Source organism: Rhodoferax sp. (assembly GCF_023700745.1).
In the GTDB taxonomy this organism is placed as follows: Bacteria; Pseudomonadota; Gammaproteobacteria; order Burkholderiales; family Burkholderiaceae_C; genus Rhodoferax.
Genome location: NZ_JAMPYG010000014.1, coordinates 68,905 through 86,599, shown reverse-complemented (window position 1 = coordinate 86,599; position 17,695 = coordinate 68,905). Strand labels below are relative to the sequence as shown.

Annotated in this window: 17 protein-coding genes and 3 tRNA genes; 6 read left to right on the top strand and 14 right to left on the bottom strand. The window is 61.2% G+C overall.

Annotation, left to right across the window (positions count from 1 at the left end; genetic code table 11):
- Positions 1 to 332: 332 nt before the first annotated feature.
- The 3 genes from NDJ10_RS11720 to NDJ10_RS11710 are packed head-to-tail and all read right to left on the bottom strand — an operon-like array spanning position 333 to position 4,062.
- Entirely contained in the window at positions 333 to 1,691 is a 1,359-nt protein-coding gene (locus tag NDJ10_RS11720; RefSeq protein ID WP_296162393.1) for a 3-deoxy-D-manno-octulosonic acid transferase, read from the bottom strand.
- Positions 1,688 to 2,683 (bottom strand): lipopolysaccharide heptosyltransferase I, encoded by a 996-nt coding sequence (gene waaC, locus NDJ10_RS11715; protein WP_296162390.1) that lies wholly within the window; start codon positions 2,681 to 2,683, stop codon positions 1,688 to 1,690. Before waaC ends, NDJ10_RS11720 begins: the two co-directional genes overlap by 4 nt.
- Entirely contained in the window at positions 2,680 to 4,062 is a 1,383-nt protein-coding gene (locus tag NDJ10_RS11710) for a phosphomannomutase/phosphoglucomutase (RefSeq protein WP_296162388.1), read from the bottom strand. Before NDJ10_RS11710 ends, waaC begins: the two co-directional genes overlap by 4 nt.
- 137 nt (positions 4,063 to 4,199) lie before the next feature.
- On the opposite strand from NDJ10_RS11710, the gene NDJ10_RS11705 reads away from it, so the two are divergent.
- Positions 4,200 to 4,694 carry a methylated-DNA--[protein]-cysteine S-methyltransferase gene (locus NDJ10_RS11705; RefSeq protein ID WP_296162387.1) on the top strand — a complete coding sequence of 165 codons (495 nt, stop codon included), beginning with the start codon at positions 4,200 to 4,202 and terminating at the stop codon, positions 4,692 to 4,694.
- Entirely contained in the window at positions 4,691 to 5,605 is a 915-nt protein-coding gene (locus NDJ10_RS11700) for a DMT family transporter (RefSeq protein ID WP_296162385.1), read from the top strand. The genes NDJ10_RS11705 and NDJ10_RS11700 overlap by 4 nt, the downstream gene beginning before the upstream one ends.
- A 60-nt stretch (positions 5,606 to 5,665) precedes the next feature.
- On the opposite strand, the gene NDJ10_RS11695 is transcribed toward NDJ10_RS11700, so the two are convergent.
- The 9 genes from NDJ10_RS11695 to folC form a co-directional block, all read right to left on the bottom strand.
- Positions 5,666 to 5,742: transfer RNA gene (locus NDJ10_RS11695), tRNA-Asp, on the bottom strand.
- 89 nt (positions 5,743 to 5,831) lie between these two features.
- A tRNA-Glu gene (locus NDJ10_RS11690) sits at positions 5,832 to 5,907 on the bottom strand.
- A 34-nt stretch (positions 5,908 to 5,941) separates the two neighbouring features.
- Positions 5,942 to 6,017, bottom strand: a tRNA-Ala gene (locus NDJ10_RS11685).
- A gap of 58 nt (positions 6,018 to 6,075) precedes the next feature.
- Positions 6,076 to 7,467 carry a glutamate--tRNA ligase gene (gene gltX / locus NDJ10_RS11680; protein ID WP_296162382.1) on the bottom strand — a complete coding sequence of 464 codons (1,392 nt, stop codon included), beginning with the start codon at positions 7,465 to 7,467 and terminating at the stop codon, positions 6,076 to 6,078.
- The gene (locus tag NDJ10_RS11675) at positions 7,464 to 8,687 is read right to left on the bottom strand and encodes an O-succinylhomoserine sulfhydrylase (RefSeq protein ID WP_296162380.1); all 1,224 of its coding nucleotides are present in this window, start codon (positions 8,685 to 8,687) and stop codon (positions 7,464 to 7,466) included. Before NDJ10_RS11675 ends, gltX begins: the two co-directional genes overlap by 4 nt.
- Positions 8,688 to 8,689: 2 nt before the next feature.
- A complete protein-coding gene (gene purF / locus NDJ10_RS11670; RefSeq protein WP_296162377.1) occupies positions 8,690 to 10,189 on the bottom strand; it encodes an amidophosphoribosyltransferase in 1,500 nt (499 codons plus the stop codon).
- A gap of 27 nt (positions 10,190 to 10,216) precedes the next feature.
- Complete coding sequence (locus tag NDJ10_RS11665; RefSeq protein WP_296162375.1) at positions 10,217 to 10,705, bottom strand: CvpA family protein; 489 nt, start codon at positions 10,703 to 10,705, stop codon at positions 10,217 to 10,219.
- A 16-nt stretch (positions 10,706 to 10,721) separates the two neighbouring features.
- Positions 10,722 to 11,423, bottom strand: a complete 702-nt coding sequence (locus NDJ10_RS11660) for an SPOR domain-containing protein (protein ID WP_296162372.1) — start codon at positions 11,421 to 11,423, stop codon at positions 10,722 to 10,724.
- A gap of 19 nt (positions 11,424 to 11,442) precedes the next feature.
- Entirely contained in the window at positions 11,443 to 12,762 is a 1,320-nt protein-coding gene (gene folC / locus NDJ10_RS11655; protein ID WP_296162370.1) for a bifunctional tetrahydrofolate synthase/dihydrofolate synthase, read from the bottom strand.
- A gap of 78 nt (positions 12,763 to 12,840) precedes the next feature.
- Here folC and NDJ10_RS11650 point away from each other — a divergent pair, with 78 nt between their 5' ends.
- From NDJ10_RS11650 to argG, 3 genes are all read left to right on the top strand, one after another.
- Entirely contained in the window at positions 12,841 to 13,206 is a 366-nt protein-coding gene (locus NDJ10_RS11650) for an ArsC family reductase (RefSeq protein ID WP_296162368.1), read from the top strand.
- A 127-nt stretch (positions 13,207 to 13,333) separates the two neighbouring features.
- Positions 13,334 to 13,651 carry a pyrimidine/purine nucleoside phosphorylase gene (locus NDJ10_RS11645; RefSeq protein WP_296162365.1) on the top strand — a complete coding sequence of 106 codons (318 nt, stop codon included), beginning with the start codon at positions 13,334 to 13,336 and terminating at the stop codon, positions 13,649 to 13,651.
- A gap of 5 nt (positions 13,652 to 13,656) precedes the next feature.
- Positions 13,657 to 15,000 (top strand): argininosuccinate synthase, encoded by a 1,344-nt coding sequence (gene argG / locus NDJ10_RS11640; RefSeq protein WP_296162362.1) that lies wholly within the window; start codon positions 13,657 to 13,659, stop codon positions 14,998 to 15,000.
- Positions 15,001 to 15,076: 76 nt separating this feature from the next.
- On the opposite strand, the gene NDJ10_RS11635 is transcribed toward argG, so the two are convergent.
- Both NDJ10_RS11635 and murB read right to left on the bottom strand, forming a co-directional pair.
- Complete coding sequence (locus NDJ10_RS11635) at positions 15,077 to 16,036, bottom strand: complex I NDUFA9 subunit family protein (RefSeq protein ID WP_296162360.1); 960 nt, start codon at positions 16,034 to 16,036, stop codon at positions 15,077 to 15,079.
- Positions 16,037 to 16,079: 43 nt separating this feature from the next.
- The gene (gene murB, locus NDJ10_RS11630; RefSeq protein WP_296162358.1) at positions 16,080 to 17,153 is read right to left on the bottom strand and encodes a UDP-N-acetylmuramate dehydrogenase; all 1,074 of its coding nucleotides are present in this window, start codon (positions 17,151 to 17,153) and stop codon (positions 16,080 to 16,082) included.
- Positions 17,154 to 17,186: 33 nt separating this feature from the next.
- Here murB and NDJ10_RS11625 point away from each other — a divergent pair, with 33 nt between their 5' ends.
- Positions 17,187 to 17,672, top strand: a complete 486-nt coding sequence (locus NDJ10_RS11625) for a YajQ family cyclic di-GMP-binding protein (RefSeq protein ID WP_296162356.1) — start codon at positions 17,187 to 17,189, stop codon at positions 17,670 to 17,672.
- Positions 17,673 to 17,695: the final 23 nt, after the last annotated feature.

Genomic DNA, 17,695 nt, shown 5'->3' with positions numbered 1-17,695 from the left:
GTTTGTTAGTTGGGACACAAAGAACCACCTGGTATCTCAGTGAATATCAACTCTCACTAAAACGACAAACTTTCATTTGCGCGTTGCCAGTTCACCGCTGTAAAGTTTTCAGGCCAGTTCTTTACATTGGCTTCACACTTTTTCATGTAAACGCGATGATATAGCCTCTTAACTTGAACGGGATATGGAATTCGTTTATTTGGAGAAAAAATTTGATTCAAATCAAAACGTCATGACTGCATCGGCCTGGCGCTGGAGCACGGCTAGCCATATCACCCAGGCTAATGGGAAAGGCTTGCTCTTTCTGCCGGGAAAGAATAGGTAAACCCTAACTATTTCCGCAAAGTTTCGTGAAAAATTTCGCGGACCACCGCATCCGCCAGCCGCTGGGCCGCACCCTGATGCGATTGTGCAAAGCGTTGCGCAGCTTGCCGGGCAGTTGCCAGGGTATCTGCGCCGAGCAAGACACCCAGGCAATTGACGGCCTGGCCCAGATCCACCACCCGCAGCGCCGCACCGGCCGCCAGCGCCTGCTCGGCCGCCTCAGCAAAATTAAAGGTATGCGGCCCCATCACCACCGGGCAGCCACAGGCGGCGGCTTCGATCAGGTTCTGCCCACCCAGTGGCTCAAAGCTGCCGCCCAGCAAGGCCACGTCGGCCATGCCGTAGTACAGCGCCATCTCGCCCAACGAGTCGCCAAGCCAGAGGGTTGATTTTTCAGCAGCCGCCGCACCCGGCCCACCCGGCCCCCAACTGCTGCGCCGTTGCACGGCAAACCCGTGCGATTCGATCAAGGTGGCCACCGCGTCAAAGCGCTGTGGGTGGCGCGGCACGATGAGCCATTGCACGGCAGGCCATCGCGGCGAGGGCGCCGCTCCTACAGGGGTCCCGTTCCCTGTGGGAGGCCCGCCCTCGGGCCGAAGGTATCTGGCTTGGTTCAATATCTCCAGCAGCGCCAGCTCTTCACCCTCGCGCGAGCTGGCGAACATCACCACGGGCCGAGCCAGCTGTGCCCGCCACTGCTGCCCCTGCGCCAATTGACCGGCGTTGGGCGCGGCATCAAACTTGAGGTTGCCCGTCACGCCCTGCACTTTTGCACCCAAAGATTGCAAGCGCTGCGCATCTTGCGGGGTTTGTGCCAAGACGGCCGTCAGTGCCGCAAACGCCGGTCGTGCCAGCCAGGCCAGGCGCTGCGCCTGTCGCAGGGATTTGTCGCTGAGGCGCGCGTTCACCAGCACCAACGGCACACGCTGGCGCTGGCAGCCATGCACCAGGTTCGGCCACACCTCGGTTTCCATCAAAACGCCCAGATCAGGCTTGAAGTGGTTCAGAAAACGCTGCACCGCCCCTGGCGTGTCCCAGGGTTGCCAGGCTTGCAAGTCGCCGGCTTGTAATAGTTTGACGCCTTCGGCGCGGCCGGTGGCCGTGCCATGCGTCAGCAGCAAGCGCATGCCGGGCAAGCGTTCACGCAAGGCTGTTACCAGCACAGCCACGGCACGCGTCTCGCCCAGAGACACCGCGTGCAGCCAGACCGTGGGACCCATGTGCGCAGCCACTGGTTCGGCATAGCGGCCAAAACGTTCATCGATGAATTGCCCGTAGCCCGGCTCCATCGCGCTGCGGCGCATCAATTTGCGCCTGAGCAGCGGTTGCACCAGCCACATCAGGCAGGAATAGAGTCCGCGAATCATGCAGCAGCCGTATCCGGCAGCACGCCGAGCCAGGCCTGCCAGACCGCGTCGACCGAGGGCGTGGGCTGGGCAAACACACTGCATTGGCGCGTGGATCCGGGCAGCGGGCCAGTGCGCCAGGCGGTGTCAAAGTTGTAAATCTGCACATGAGGCAGGTCCAGTGCGACGGCGATATGGCTCAGGCCGCTGTCAACCCCGATCACGCCGGCGCAAACTGACAACGCATCGGTCAGCTGATCCAGGCCCAGGCGCGGCCAGACTTGCGCCTGTGGCAGATTCAGCGCAATCTGCTGGGCAACTTTCTCTTCGGCCGGGCTGCCGTGCGGCAAGACCACGCCAAACCTGGCGTCATTGAGCCGCTGCGCCAGCGCGCGCCAATGCGCCAGCGGCCACTGCTTGTCGGCGCGCGAGGTGCCGTGTACCAGCGCCACAGGGGTTTGCCACGGCCTGTCGGCCGCGCCATGGCGGCCAGGGGTGGCCTGCAGGCCATAGGTGAGCGCTTGCGGCAGCGGGTAGTCAAAGGCCTGCGTGCACAGCAAGCGCGAGCGCGTGACCGCGTGGCAGTGCGCTGGCAAGGTGATGGCCCGATGCGCCACCCAGCGCGCGGGTGCCTCAAAGCTGGAGCCCTCGGTTTGGTTGGCCAGACCATAACGCTGGCCGCCCGGGCTCAAACGGGCCAGCCAGGCGACCAACGCGGACTTGGTCAGGCCCTGCAAATCAATCACCGCGTCGTATTGCTCTTGCTGTAGTTCGGCCTTGAACGCCCTCCAGGCGCGGCGTGTTTCAACGCCGAATGGCGCCTTGCGCCAGCGCCGCAAGTCACTGGCAATGATGCGGTGGACACCCTGGCAGCGTTGCACCAGCGGGGCAAAGCCGCGCTCCACCACCCAGTCGATTTGGGCTTCTGGCCGCGCACGCAAAATGTCCTGCACCGCGGGCATGGCGTGTACCACGTCGCCAAGCGATGACAGCTTGACGATCAGAATCTTCAATGTGCCGCCTCGTCGGTGACGGCACCGGGCAGCACCTGGTGCAGCAGCGCCATCATGTCGAACTGGATGCGCGCCAGGGCTTCGGGCGTGTGGCCTTCAAAGCGTAGCACCAGCACCGGCGTGGTGTTGGAGGCGCGAATCAAACCAAAACCATCGGGCCAATCGACCCGCAGGCCGTCGATGGTGTTGAGCGTGGCGGGCGCGGCAAAGTCGGCGCGGGACACCAGTTGCGCGACCAGGGTTTGGGCCTGGCCCTCGGCGCATTTCACGTTGAGTTCGGGGGTTGAAAAGCTGCTGGGCAAGGCGTTCAAAACAGCGTTGGCATCCGGCGACTGGCTCAATATTTCCAGCAGACGGCAACCGGCGTAGGTGCCGTCGTCAAAGCCGTACCAACGTTCCTTGAAAAAGATATGCCCGCTCATCTCCCCCCCCAGCGGCGAATCGACCTCCTTCATTTTGGCCTTGATCAGCGAATGCCCGGTCTTGAACATCATCGGCACGCCGCCCGCCGCCGCAATGGTGGGTGCCAGACGCTGCGAACATTTCACGTCAAACACAATGGTGCCACCCGGCACACGCTGCAACACATCGCGCGCAAACAGCATCATCTGGCGATCAGGGTAAATGGTGTTGCCCTCTTTGGTGACGATGCCCAGACGGTCGCCGTCGCCGTCAAAAGCCAGACCCAGTTCGGCATCACCGGCGGCCAGCGCGGCCATTACATCGCGCAGGTTTTCAGGTTTGCTCGGGTCGGGGTGGTGGTTGGGGAAATTGCCGTCCACCTCGCTGAACAGTTCGGTCACCTCGCAGCCGATGGCGCGCAGAATGCCGGGGGCCGAGGCACCTGCAATGCCGTTGCCGCAATCCACCACAATTTTCATGGGACGTGCCAGTTTGATGTCAGCCACAATGCGCGCCTGATAGGCCGCCAGCACATCGACGCTGCGCACCTGGCCGCCAGCGCGCAGCGCCCAGGTTTCGGCTTCCATCATGCGGCGCAGCGCCTGGATCTCGTCGCCATAAATGGCACGGCCGGCCAGCACCATCTTGAAGCCGTTGTAGTCCTTCGGGTTGTGGCTGCCGGTGACCTGAATGCCGGAGGCGCACAAGGTATTGGCAGCGAAATAAAGCATGGGGGTGGTGGCCAGACCGATGTCGATGACGTCGACACCCGCCTCAGCCAAACCGCGCATCAGGGCGGCGCTCAAGTCCGGCCCGCTCAAGCGGCCGTCACGACCGACAGCCACCGCTGCCTGCCCTTCGCGCAGCGCCACCGTGCCAAAGGCCCGGCCCAGGGCTTGCGCCACTGACACGTCGATGGTGCTGGGTACAACACCGCGAATGTCATAGGCTTTAAAAATGGAAGCGGTCAACTGCATGGCTTTTCCCTGTCGGTGTTATCGGGTTCATCGTGCCTTGAATTGTAGGCGGCACGCTGTCCGCAGCGCGGCCATGCTGCGCACCTGCAAGTCGTACCGGGCTTATCATGCGAGGCTCTGAACCAATTTTAAAAACCATGAAAACATCTGTTGACACCGTGACCACCACGTTTGACAGCCCGCTGGGACTGATACGCCTGGCCGCCAGCGCGCAAGGCCTCTGGGGGGTGTGGTTTGAGGAACATGACGACAGCCCGGATGCCAGCCACTGGGCGCCCGACCCGAACCATGCCCTGCTACAGCAAGCAAGTCGCCAACTCGGCGATTATTTTGCCGGACAGCGCCGCCAGTTTGACCTGCCCCTGGACCTCAGCGCAGGCACGCCTTTTCAGCAATCGGTGTGGCGGGCGCTGCTTGACATCCCGTTTGGACAAACCTGTAGTTATGGCACGGTCAGTAGCGCGATCGGCAAACCCTCGGCGGTGCGCGCGGTGGGTGGTGCCATCGGGCGCAACCCCTTGAGCATCGTGGTGCCTTGCCATCGGGTGATCGGGGCCAATGGGGCGCTCACCGGTTATTCGGGTGGCATGCAGCGGAAAGTGGCATTGCTACAGCTTGAAGGCAGGCTTTGAATTCATCCCACCCTGCCAAATCCTGGCTGCCTGAATTTGTCCTGCTGGGTGCCCTTTGGGGTGCTTCTTTTTTGTTCATGCGTCTGGGCGCGGCCGAATTTGGTGCACTGCCCACGGCCGGCATGCGTGTTGCCATTGCCGCGCTGTTCCTGTTGCCCTTGCTGATGCTGAACGGCCAGTGGCAGGCCTTGTCAAAGCACTGGAAAAAGATTTTTGTGCTGGGTATGCTCAATTCAGGCATTCCCTTTGCGCTTTATGCCTATGCCTTGCTGTCCATCACCACCGGCTTGTCTTCGCTGCTGAATGCGACCGTGCCGCTGTTTGGCGCTCTGATCGCCTGGCTCTGGCTTAAAGACCGGCCGCACGGCATGAAGATACTGGGCTTGCTGATTGGCTTTGTCGGGGTTGCCATGCTGGCCTGGGGCAAGGCCAGTTTCAAGCCCAATGCCTCTGGACTGGTGACCGGCTGGGCGGTGCTGGCCTGTCTGGGCGCCTGCCTGTGTTACGGCATATCGGCCAGTTTTACCAAGCGCTATTTAAGCGGCGTGCCGTCGCTGGTGATTGCCACCGGCAGCCAGATCGGTGCCGCGTTAGGCCTGGCGTTGCCCACCCTGTGGCTGTGGCCGGGCCATACGCCCAGCACTACTGCCTGGCTGGCACTGCTGGCAGTGGGCGTGTTGTGCACCGGAGTGGCCTATGTGCTGTATTTCCGCCTGATCAACAAGGTGGGGGCCGCAGGCTCGCTGACCGTCACTTTTTTGATTCCGGTCTTTGCCGTGTTCTACGGCATGGTATTTCTGGGGGAATCGGTGACGCCCTGGATGCTGTTCTGCGGCGCCGTCATTTTGCTGGGCACGGCCTTGTCGATGGGGTTGCTGAAGCGCTTCACGGAAAGCACAACACCGGCTTGATCATTTGTTAGCCGAAAAGCAAAAAGCCTTGCAATTCATTGAACTGCAAGGCTTTTATACTGGCGGAGCGGACGGGACTCGAACCCGCGACCCCCGGCGTGACAGGCCGGTATTCTAACCAACTGAACTACCACTCCTGGTAGCTAACGTTTGCTCTTGCGAGCCAAGTCATCTGTCTTTGCAGACAAACCGTTACCGACTTGCGCCGATTTATCTAACGATAAACTGGCGACCCCACGGGGATTCGAACCCCGGTACTCACCGTGAAAGGGTGATGTCCTAGGCCTCTAGACGATGGGGTCATAACCTTTGGACTTCCGTCATTCTTGAAAACTTTGGTGGAGGTAAGCGGGATCGAACCGCTGACCTCTTGCATGCCATGCAAGCGCTCTCCCAGCTGAGCTATACCCCCGAATCCACAACTACTTTGTTTAGAAGCAGTGTTTGTTTCCAAGCCTCAAATTATAGCGTTAATTTTTAGCCAGTTTTAATCTGGCGATAACTTTTTCACGATCAAAAAGTGAAAGCAAGGCATCCAGCGAGGGGGTGTGTGCATTTCCGACCACCAACACCCGCACCGGCATGGCCAAAAGCGGCATTTTCAGGCCGCAAGCCGTCAGCACGTCCTTGATGGCGGCGGCGATGCCTGCCTTGTCCCAGGCGCAGCTGGCGAGTTTGTCGGTCAACAGGGCCAGCGCCGGTTTGACGGCGTCGGTGACGTGCTGGGCCAGGTCAACTGCTGCGGGTTGCACGTCGGCATAAAACACCGCGGCCCAGTCAGCCAATGCCACCGTGGTGTCACAGCGGTCCTTGAACAGCGCACAGATGCTGGCCAAACGCGCATCGGCTTGGATGCCGCGCTTGGCAAGCTGCGCTTGCACCAGCGGTGCCAGCACATCGTCCGCAGTCATCTTGATGTGTTGGGCATTGACCCAACGCAACTTGGCTTCATCAAACTGCGCCGCGCTCTTGCCCAGATGGTCCAGGTTGAACCATTCCAGGAACTGGGCTCGGCTGAAAATTTCGTCGTCACCATGGCTCCAGCCCAGGCGCGCCAGGTAATTCACCATGGCATCGGGCAGGTAGCCTTCGTCACGGTACTGCGTTACCGGCTTGGCGCCGTTGCGCTTGCTCATTTTTTCGCCCTGCTCATTGAGCACGGTGGGCAAATGGGCATACACCGGTGGCTCCTTGCCCAGGGCCTTGAAGATGTTGATCTGGCGCGGCGTGTTGTTGACGTGGTCGTCGCCGCGAATCACATGGGTGATGGCCATGTCGATGTCGTCCACCACCACACAAAAGTTGTAGGTGGGCGTGCCGTCCGGGCGCGCGATCACCAGGTCGTCGAGCTCGTCGTTGCTGATCTCGATGCGACCCTTGACCTTGTCGTCCCACACCACCGAACCGCCTTGCGGGTTTTTGAAACGCAGCACCGGTTGCACGCCTACGGGAACGGGGGGCAGGGTTTTGCCCGGCGCCGGGCGCCAAGTGCCGTCGTAGCGCGGTTTTTCCTTGGCGGCCGTCTGGCGTTCACGCAGGGCATCGAGTTCGGCCATGCTCATGTAGCAGGGGTAAACATGGCCAGCGGCCACCAGATCAGCCAGCACCGCCTTGTAGCGGTCCATGCGCAGCATTTGATAAAACGGACCTTCGTCGTAATCGAGTCCGAGCCAGGCCATGCCTTCAAGAATCACATCCACAGACGCCTGGGTGGAGCGCTCCAGATCGGTGTCTTCAATGCGCAGAATAAAGTCCCCCCCAGTCGAGCGGGCAAAAGCCCAGGGGTACAGAGCCGAGCGGATATTGCCCAGGTGAATGAAGCCGGTCGGCGACGGGGCGAAGCGGGTACGGGTTTTGGTCATTGCAGTGCGTCAAGTTGTTGCAGGCCACGGGCCAGGTCAGCCTGGATGTCACCAAGATGCTCAAGGCCCATGGCGACACGGATCAGACCCTGGCCAATGCCGGCGGCCTGGCGCTGGACTTCGGTCAGGCGACCATGCGAGGTGGTGGCGGGGTGGGCGATGGTGGTCTTGGTGTCGCCCAGATTGGTGGTGACCGAACACACCTGGGTGCTGTCAATCACATGAAAGGCACGTCTGCGGCCTTGGGCCACATCGGATGCGCGCACATCGAACGACACCACGGCGCCACCCAGACCGGTTTGCTGGCGCATGGCCAGCTCGTGTTGCGGATGCGATGCCAGACCGGGGTAGTAGACATGGGCCACGTTGGGTTGTTTCTCCAACCATTGGGCCAGCGCCAGCGCACTGTCGCACTGGGCGCGCATGCGGATGGCCAGGGTTTCCATGCCCTTGGTGACCACCCAGGCGTTGAATGGCGACAGCACCATGCCGGCCGTGCGGTTGATGGGCCAAAAGACGTCGTTGACATATTTGTGTGAGCAGCAAATGGCGCCAGCCACCACCCTGCCCTGGCCATCCAGGTACTTGGTGCCCGAGTGAATTACAAAATCAGCGCCAAATTCCACCGGCCGCTGTAGTGCGGGGGTGCAAAAGCAGTTGTCCACGGCCAGCAGCGCACCGCCGGCATGGGCCACCTCGGCCAGCGCCGCGATGTCGCAGATGTCGGTCAACGGGTTGGTGGGCGTTTCGGCAAAGAAAAGTTTGGTATTGGGCTTGAGTGCAGCGCGCCATTGCGCCACGTCGGTCTGCGACACAAAGGTGGTTTCCACGCCGAACTTGGCGAACTCCACGGCAAAGAGGCGCAGCGTGGAGCCAAACACCGACTGCGAACACACCACATGGTCGCCCGCGCGCAGCAGGCCCATGCCCAGCAACAGCACGGCGGACATGCCGCTGGAGGTGGCCATGGCAGACTCGGTGCCTTCGAGTGCCGCCAGACGCTGTTCCATGCCGGTCACGGTCGGGTTGCCCACGCGGCTGTAGGTGTAGCCGTCTTCCTCGTTGGCGAAACGCTTGCGCGCGGTTTCGGCGTCGGGCTGCACAAAACTGCTGGTCAGGTACAGCGCCTCACTGTTTTCACCATACTGGCTGGGCTCGATGCCGGCGCGCACCGCCAGCGTGTCACGGTGCAGGTTGTCGGGAAGTTTTTTCGCAGTCATGGTCAGTCTTCGTGGTTCGGCAGGGCCAGGCGCGAGTTGTCCTCCAGGGTGTCGTCGCCGTCAACGCGGTTGGCATTCAGGCGCTCGATATCATCCAGCGTGATGTCCCCGGTGACGTAGACGCCATCGAAGCAGGACGCATCGAAGCCCTTGATGTTGGCGTTGAGCGAACCAATGGCTTTTTTCATGCCATCCACGTCCTGGTAAATCAGGGCGTCACAACCAATGATCTGGCGGATCTGCTCCACCGTGCGGTCGTGCGCCACCAGTTCACCCGACGTAGGCATGTCGATGCCGTAGACGTTGGGGTAACGTACCGGCGGTGCCGCGCTGGCCATGTAAACCTTGTTGGCCCCGGCATCGCGCGCCATTTGCACGATTTCCTTGGAGGTGGTGCCGCGCACGATGGAGTCGTCCACCAGCAGCACATTGCGGCCTTTGAATTCGCTGGCGATCACGTTGAGCTTTTGGCGCACCGATTTTTTGCGCACCGATTGCCCGGGCATGATGAAGGTGCGCCCGACGTAGCGGTTTTTGACAAAACCTTCACGGTAAGGCAAGCCCAGCAATTGCGCCAGTTGGGCCGCACTGGGACGGCTGGACTCGGGGATCGGAATGACCACATCGATTTCGCTGGGCGGCACCGTCGAGATCACCCGCTTGGCCAGGGTCTCGCCCAGATTCAACCGGGCCTGGTACACCGAGATGTTGTCCATCACCGAGTCGGGACGCGCCAGATAGACAAACTCGAAAATACAGGGGTTGAGCACCGGATGATCAGCGCACTGCTGCGCATGCACCTGGCCTTGCAGGTCGATGAACACGGCCTCGCCGGGCTGGATATTGCGGTCAAACTTGTGGTTGGTGCCCTCCATGGCTACCGATTCACTGGCCAGCATCACGGTGCCGTCGGCCACACCCATGCACAATGGCCGGATACCAAACGGGTCGCGAAACGCCAGCACGCCATGGCCGGCAATCAGTGCAATCACGGCATAGGACCCCCGGAGGCGCCGATGTACCTTGCGCACCGCCTCAAACACGTCGTGCGGGGTCAACGGCAAACCGCGCGTGGTTTCGCCAATTTCGTGCGCCAGCACATTGAGCAGCACCTCGGAGTCGCTTTCGGTGTTGATGTGGCGATGGTCGGTACTGAACAACTCCGCCTTGAGCGCGTGGGCGTTGGTCAGGTTGCCGTTGTGCACCAGCACAATGCCAAAGGGGGCATTGACATAAAAGGGCTGTGCCTCTTCTTCGCTGAAGGCATTCCCTGCAGTGGGGTAACGCACCTGGCCCAGGCCGCAATTGCCCGGCAAAGAGCGCATGTTGCGGGTACGAAAGACATCGCGCACCATGCCTTTGGCCTTGTGCATGAAAAATTTGCGCTCCTGCTGGGTCACGATGCCCGCAGCATCCTGACCCCGGTGCTGCAACAGCAGCAGCGCGTCGTAAATGAGCTGATTGACCGGCGCGTTACTGACGACACCAACGATTCCACACATAATTTTCCAATCTTTTCAACAACTTGTTCAAGCGGGCAAATACTTCACCAAATCACGCGGCAAACTTGGCTCGAGGCTGTGCAACACCGTCAACGACACAGCTACCCCTTGGGACTCCTGCCATGCGAGACTGGATTTGAGAGGTGTCATGGCAGCCAGCACGGTCGCCAACAACAGCAGCAAAACGCCCCGAACGGCACCAAAACTTGCCCCCAATAACCGATCCACCGGCCGCAGCCCAACGCTGGCCATGAGCTTTTTCAGGAGTGCTGCCAGCAAGCCGCCGAGCATGACTGTGGCAATGAACACCAGCAGGAAACCGGCAGCGTAGCGCACCATCTCACTGGCGCCGCTTATCGGCAAATACTGAGCCACGTCCGTGGCCAGCCACTGCGCCAGCACAAATGCAGCAATCCAGCTCAGCAGCGACAGGACCTCAAAGACCAGGCCCCGCCAGGCGCCCAACAGCACCGACATCAGCAAGACTGCAGCAAAAACCCAATCCAGCACAGGCATGGTCAGCAGACACGCGTCACAGCGTCAACAGAGCTGCTGGCAGGTTCAGCTTCTTGATCTTTTCTGCTGCATTTTCAGCTTCTGCCTTCACCGAAAATGGTCCCACCCTGACTCGGGTTCGCTTGCCGTCCTTGGTGTCGGCCACATGGGTATAGGTTTTCAGGCCGGCACGCTCCAGCTTCTGGCGCACTTCGCGGGCCCGTGTCGCATCGGCAAAAGCACCGACCTGCACCACAAAACGGCCTGCTGCGGCAGCAGATGGCTCATCTGCTTTCTTGCCGTCCAGCAAGGCCCGAACCTGGTCGGCTTCGCTCGGTTTGGCCACCACAGGCGGTTTGACCACACTGGCTTCCGGTTTGGCGGGCTTGACTGGCTCAGCCATTTCGGTGATCACCACAGCCTGCGGCGCCACTGCCGCCGGCGCCATGGGAGCGACAGGCGCCACAGGCGCGGCCGCTGCCACACTGGACGCAGGCGGCGCGGGCAAGGCCAGGGGCAAGACCTTGTTTTTATCAGGAATATCAATCGGCGTGTCCACCGCGATGGGCCGGGGCTGCTTGTCAAACAACAAGGGAAACCCTATCACGCCGATCAGCACCAGCACCGTGGCCCCGGCCAGACGATGCTTGGCGCGCTGGCGCATGCGATCCACACTTTCAGGCTGAACCGACGTGTTCGGGGTGGTATCGCCTTTTTTGCGAAACTTGAAAAAGTCCATGCCGTTGAGATTGAGTGAATCAGGATTGAGGCAAATGCCTGGCCTGCAATTGAGGCACGCCGTCTTTGAGCACGCCGCCCACAGTCAGGAACGATCCGAAAACGACAATTCTATCAGCGGGGTCTGCCTGTGACAGCGCCGCCTGGAACGCTGATTCAGGGTCAACAAAGACCTCGGCTGAACAATCCTTGCGCTTGTTCAGCAAGGCCCATTGGGCCATCAGGTCGGTCGCTCGGGCCGCCCGCCCGGTCGGCAAATTGGTGAAATACCACTTGTCCACCAAAGGATTGAGCCGCACCAGCACGGCGGCAATGTCCTTGTCCGCCATGGCGCCGAACACCGCGTGCGTGGTCGGGAAGAAGCCCATGGCGTCCAGGTTGGCGGCCAGCGCTGCCGCCGCGTGCGGGTTGTGCGCCACGTCCAGCACCAGATTGGGTTCGCCCGGCACAATCTGGAAGCGCCCCGGCAGATCGACAAAGGCAAAGCCGTTGCGCACCGCCTGCGCCGTGATCGGCAGACGCTCGCGCAAGGCCGTCAGCGCCGCCAGCACGCCAGCCGCATTGACCAGCTGGTTGGCGCCGCGCAGCGCCGGGTAGGCCATGCCGCTGTAACGCCGCCCCCGCCCGGCCCAGCCCCATTGCTGCTTGTCGCCGGTCACATTGAAGTCCACGCCGACGCGCCACAGGTCGGCGCCGACTTCAAGCGCCCGGTCCAGCACGCTCTGCGGCGGCAGCGGATCGCTGACCACCACCGGCTTGTCTGTGCGCATGATGCCGGCTTTTTCATAGCCAATGGCTTCACGACTGTCACCCAGCAACGCCGTGTGGTCCAGATCGATGCTGGTGATGATGGCGCAGTCCGGCTCGATGATATTGACCGCGTCGAGCCGGCCACCCAGGCCAACTTCAAGAATCACGACATCGAGTCCGCTGCGACGCATCACATCCAGAATCGCCAGCGTGGTGAATTCAAAATAAGTCAATGAGATGGCATCGCCAGGCTGGACCCGGGCGTTTTCCACCCGGGCCAAGGCCGCCGCCAGCTCTGCCGCCTTGACGGCCTCCCCATTCAGGCGCAAACGCTCCTCGAAGTGCACCAGATGCGGCGAGGTATAGACCCCAGTACGGTAGCCTGCCTGCAGCAAAATGGATTCCAGCATGGCGCAGGTCGAGCCCTTGCCGTTGGTGCCGGCCACGGTGATCACCGGACAGTCAAAACCGATGCCCATGCGCCGGGCAACGGTTTGCACACGTTCCAGACCCATGTCAATCGTGGTGGGATGCAGGCGTTCGCAGTAGTCGAGCCAGTCTTGAAGTGAGTGCAGCGTTGATGTCGTCATGCCCCGAATTGTCCACCAGACGCACCACACCAGGTGCACGTCGGTGCTTTAATCCCTGCCGATGGCATGATAGAGGCCATGAATACACCACCCCTCACTGTTTATGGCATTCCCAATTGCGACACCGTCAAAAAAGCGCGCAACTGGCTCACCGAACATGGCCTGGCCTACCGGTTTCATGACTTCAAGAAACAAGGCGTGCCCGCCGAACTGCTGCCCGGCTGGATCGAATCGCCAGGCTGGGAACTGCTGCTGAACCGCAAGGGCACCACCTGGCGCAAACTCGACGAGGCCACGCGTCTGGCCGTGGTCGATGCGGCGTCCGCCACGGCGCTGATGCTGGCCCAGCCCAGCGTGATCAAGCGCCCGGTGGTGGTCTGGCCCAATGGTCCGATCAGTGTGGGCTTTGATGCGGCTGTATTTGCCGCACGCGCCGCACCTTGAAACTCAAGTCAGGAGTCATGGATGGCTTCACTTGGGTTCGCCATGGCGGCCATGTGTATAGCCATATCCCGGCAGCATGACTACTCCCCTAAAATCGTGCCTTTCATCGATCAAAACCATCTTCAGTATGACCACCACTCACCTTGACGGCGTGTCCGTCACCACCCAGGCCAGCGTTTATTTCGACGGCAAGTGCGTCAGTCACGGCATCACTTTTGCCGATGGCACGAAAAAATCGGTCGGCGTCATTCTGCCGGCCAACCTGACTTTCAACACCGGCGCTCCCGAAATCATGGAATGCGTGGCCGGCAGTTGCGAATACAGGCTGGCAGGCACCGAGGCCTGGGTCAAGTCCAGCGCAGGTGAGCGCTTCAGCGTCCCCGGCAACGCCAAATTCGACATCCGCGTGACCGAGCCCTACCACTACATCTGCCACTTCGGTTGAACCCCATGAGCGCCACCATCCTTCAAAATATTCCCGCCGGTCAAAAGGTCGGCATCGCCTTCTCCGGAGGCCTCGACACCAGCGCCGCACTGCACTGGATGAAGCTCAAGGGCGCCCTGCCCTACGCCTACACCGCCAACCTGGGCCAGCCCGACGAGTCCGATTACGACGAAATTCCACGCAAGGCGATGGAATATGGCGCTGAAAAAGCCCGCCTGATCGACTGCCGCAGCCAGCTTGCCGCCGAGGGCCTGGCCGCGTTACAAAGCGGTGCCTTTCATATTTCCACCGCCGGCGTCACCTACTTCAACACCACGCCCATCGGCCGTGCCGTCACCGGCACCATGCTGGTGGCCGCCATGAAAGAAGACGACGTCAACATCTGGGGCGACGGCAGCACCTTCAAGGGCAACGACATCGAGCGTTTTTACCGCTACGGCCTGCTGACCAATCCGTTGCTCAAGATCTACAAGCCCTGGCTCGATCAGGCCTTCATTGACGAGCTCGGCGGCCGCGCCGAGATGTCCGCCTTCATGACGCAGCACGGCTTTGGCTACAAGATGAGCGCCGAAAAGGCCTACAGCACCGACTCCAACATGCTCGGCGCCACGCACGAGGCCAAGGATCTGGAAAACCTCAACTGCGGCATGCGCATCGTCAACCCGATCATGGGCGTACCGTTCTGGCGCGACGATTGCGTGGTCAAGGCCGAAGAAGTGTCGGTGCGCTTCGAAGAAGGCCGCCCGGTGGCCTTGAATGGCGTGGAATACCCCGACCTGGTGAGCCTGATCCTGGAAGCCAACCGCATTGGCGGACGCCACGGCCTGGGCATGAGCGACCAGATCGAGAACCGCATCATCGAAGCCAAGAGCCGCGGCATTTACGAAGCCCCCGGCCTGGCGCTGCTGTTCATCGCCTACGAGCGGCTGGTCACCGGCATCCACAACGAGGACACCATCGAGCAGTACCGCGACAATGGCCGCAAACTGGGCCGCCTGCTGTACCAGGGCCGCTGGTTTGACTCGCAGGCCATCATGCTGCGCGAAACGGCGCAACGCTGGGTGGCGCGCGCCGTGACGGGTGAGGTCACGCTGGAACTGCGCCGCGGCAACGACTATTCGCTGCTCAACACCGAGTCGCCCAACCTGACCTACGCGCCCGAGCGCCTGAGCATGGAAAAAGTGGAAGACGCGCCGTTTTCGCCCGCCGACCGCATTGGCCAGCTCACCATGCGCAACCTCGACATCGTCGACACCCGCGCCAAACTGGGCATTTATGCCAAGTCCGGCCTGCTGTCGCTGGGCGGCAGTGGCGACCTGCTCAGCCTCACCAGCGAGAGCAAGCGCTAAGCCCATCGCGGCGAGGGCGCCGCTCCTACAAGGGGACCGGCAATTTGTAGGAGGCCCGCCTCGGGCCGATGGCTGTCTACCGCCCGAGGTACTGCTTGGCAATCGGCCGCAAGGCCGATGCCGTGATGCCGAGGGAGTCGAGGCCGGGATGCTTGCCACTGGCCACGTTATCGACCTTCATTGAGTCCAGGTTGTCCAGACTCATCAGCGGCTCGCCCGGCGCCATGCCCATGACCGTGGCTTGCAGCCGCCCAGCCCATGCCGGCAACGGAATCACCAGCCGGCCCATGCCACCGCCGGCACCGCTGAGCTGGGCAGCGATTTGCACCAGTTGCTTCAGGGTGAACACCTCCGGGCCAAAGGCTTCGATCACGCGCGGCGATGACTGGGTACTGGCACCGGCCAGGCAGCGCACCACGGCCACGGCCACATCCTGCACCCAAACTGGTTGGAAGCGTGCCGCCGCACCCGCCAACGGCATCATTGGCAGCACCTTTTGCAGCTTGGCAAACAGGTTCAAAAATTTGTCCTCAGCGCCAAACATCACACTGGGACGCAGAATGCTCAGATCGAAGCCGGCCTGCGCTGCGTCCCCTGCACTGCCGCCCATGGCAGCTTGCACCAGCACGGCCTCGCCCTCGCCCTTGGTGCGCAGGTACATCGAAGGCGCCAGCGCAGGCTGCAGCGAATCGGCTCCCAAGGCACTGATATGCACCACCTGACCGACCCCGTTGACAAAACAGGCATGGACAATTTTTTGCGGCAAGGCCACGTGCACCTGCTCAAACGCCGCCTGCGTGCCATGCAAGATGGCCACCAGATTCACCAATGCGTCATGCCCGGCAACAGCACGCGTCAAGGCGGCCTCGTCATGCACGTCAAGCTGCCGCACGGTGAGGCCGGGCAAATGCATGACGGCCTTGGCATGGATGGCGCGCCGCGTCGGCACGGTCACCTGCCAGCCCTCGCGCACCAGTTTTTCACACAAATGGGTACCAACGAAGCCGGTACCGCCAAGGACAATGATTTTTTTCATGGCGTAATGATGCGCTAAAAAAGAGAAACTCGCTGCACAAAAACTAAATAATGACCGGCTCGGTCTCCAGCCGGATGCCAAAACGTTCGTACACGCTGGTCTGGATCGCCTTGGCAAGCGTCATGACCTCGCCACCCGTGGCGCCCGAACCCTCCATACCCGTGCCCCGGTTGACCAGCACCAGCGCTTGTTTTTCATAAACGCCCGCCTGCCCCACCGACTTGCCGCGCCAACCGCAGGCATCGATGAGCCAGCCTGCGGCCAGCTTGACCGAGCCATCAGCCAACACGTAATGCACCAGCTTTGGTTCGCGGGCGATGATGTCGGCACATTGCTCGGGGCTCACCGTGGGATTCTTGAAGAAACTGCCGGCGTTGCCGATCACGTCGGGGTCAGGCAGCTTGGCACGGCGAATGGCACAGACCCAGTCATACAACTGCTGCGCGCTCGGCTGGCTGACACCCTGCTCGGCCATCTTTTTGTCGATATCGGCATAACCCAGCACCGGCTTCCAGGGTTTGGGCAGGGTAAACCGGACGCGCAGAATGAGCGCCCGATCCTTCAAACCGACCGCCTGGTGACCCGCCAGCGCATCCGAAGCGCTGGCGTGCTTGAATACCGAGTCGCGGTAGCCGAAAGCGCATTGCGCCGCATTGAGGGTAAACAGTTGCCCGGTTTGCAGATCAATGGCATCGAGCGATTCAAAGCGGTCTTGCAGCTCGACCCCGTAGGCGCCGATGTTTTGCACTGGCGAGGCCCCCACGGTGCCCGGAATCAGGGCCATGTTTTCCAGCCCGGGGTAGCCTTGGGACAGTGTCCAGGTGACAAAGTCGTGCCAGTTTTCGCCGGCGCCGGCTTCCACGATGAAGGCCTTTGACGTCTCCTGCACCAGGCGCCGGCCCATCACCTCGACCTTGAGCACCAGCGCCTTGACATCACCGGTAAGCACAATATTGCTGCCGCCACCGAGCACAAACTTGCGCGCGGCGGCCCATTTGGGATCGGCCAGAAGCGCCTGCACGTCGGACGCATCCCTGATGTGCACCAGGGCACGGGCCTTGGCCACGATGTGAAAGGTATTGAAGGGCTGAAGGGGAACGTTTTTCTGGACTAACATGGCGGGATTGTCGAACATTTAGCGAGAACCCTTATGCCCTCTTTTGATACCGTTTGCGAAGCCAGCATGGTCGATGTGAAGCACGCCATTGAAAATACAGCCAAGGAAATCACCACCCGCTTTGACTTCAAGGGCACGCCGGCTGCCATTGAACTCAAGGACAAGGAAATCACGCTGATCGGCGACGCTGATTTCCAGCTCAGCCAGATCGAGGACATCCTGCGCAACAAACTCACCAAGCGCAATGTGGACGTGCGTTTTCTGGACAAGGGCGACGTGCAGAAAATGGGCGGCGACAAGGTCAAGCAGGTGATCAAGGTGCGCGACGGCATCGAGACCGAACTGGGCAAGAAAATCCAGCGCATCATCAAGGACAGCAAGATCAAGGTGCAGGCCGCCATCCAGGACGGCAAGCTGCGCGTGAGCGGCACCAAGCGCGACGACCTGCAGGCCGCCATGGCGCTGATGCGCAAGGAAATCACCGACATCCCGCTGAGCTTTGACAACTTCCGCGATTAAGCAAGTGCGTCATCCGGTCCGGG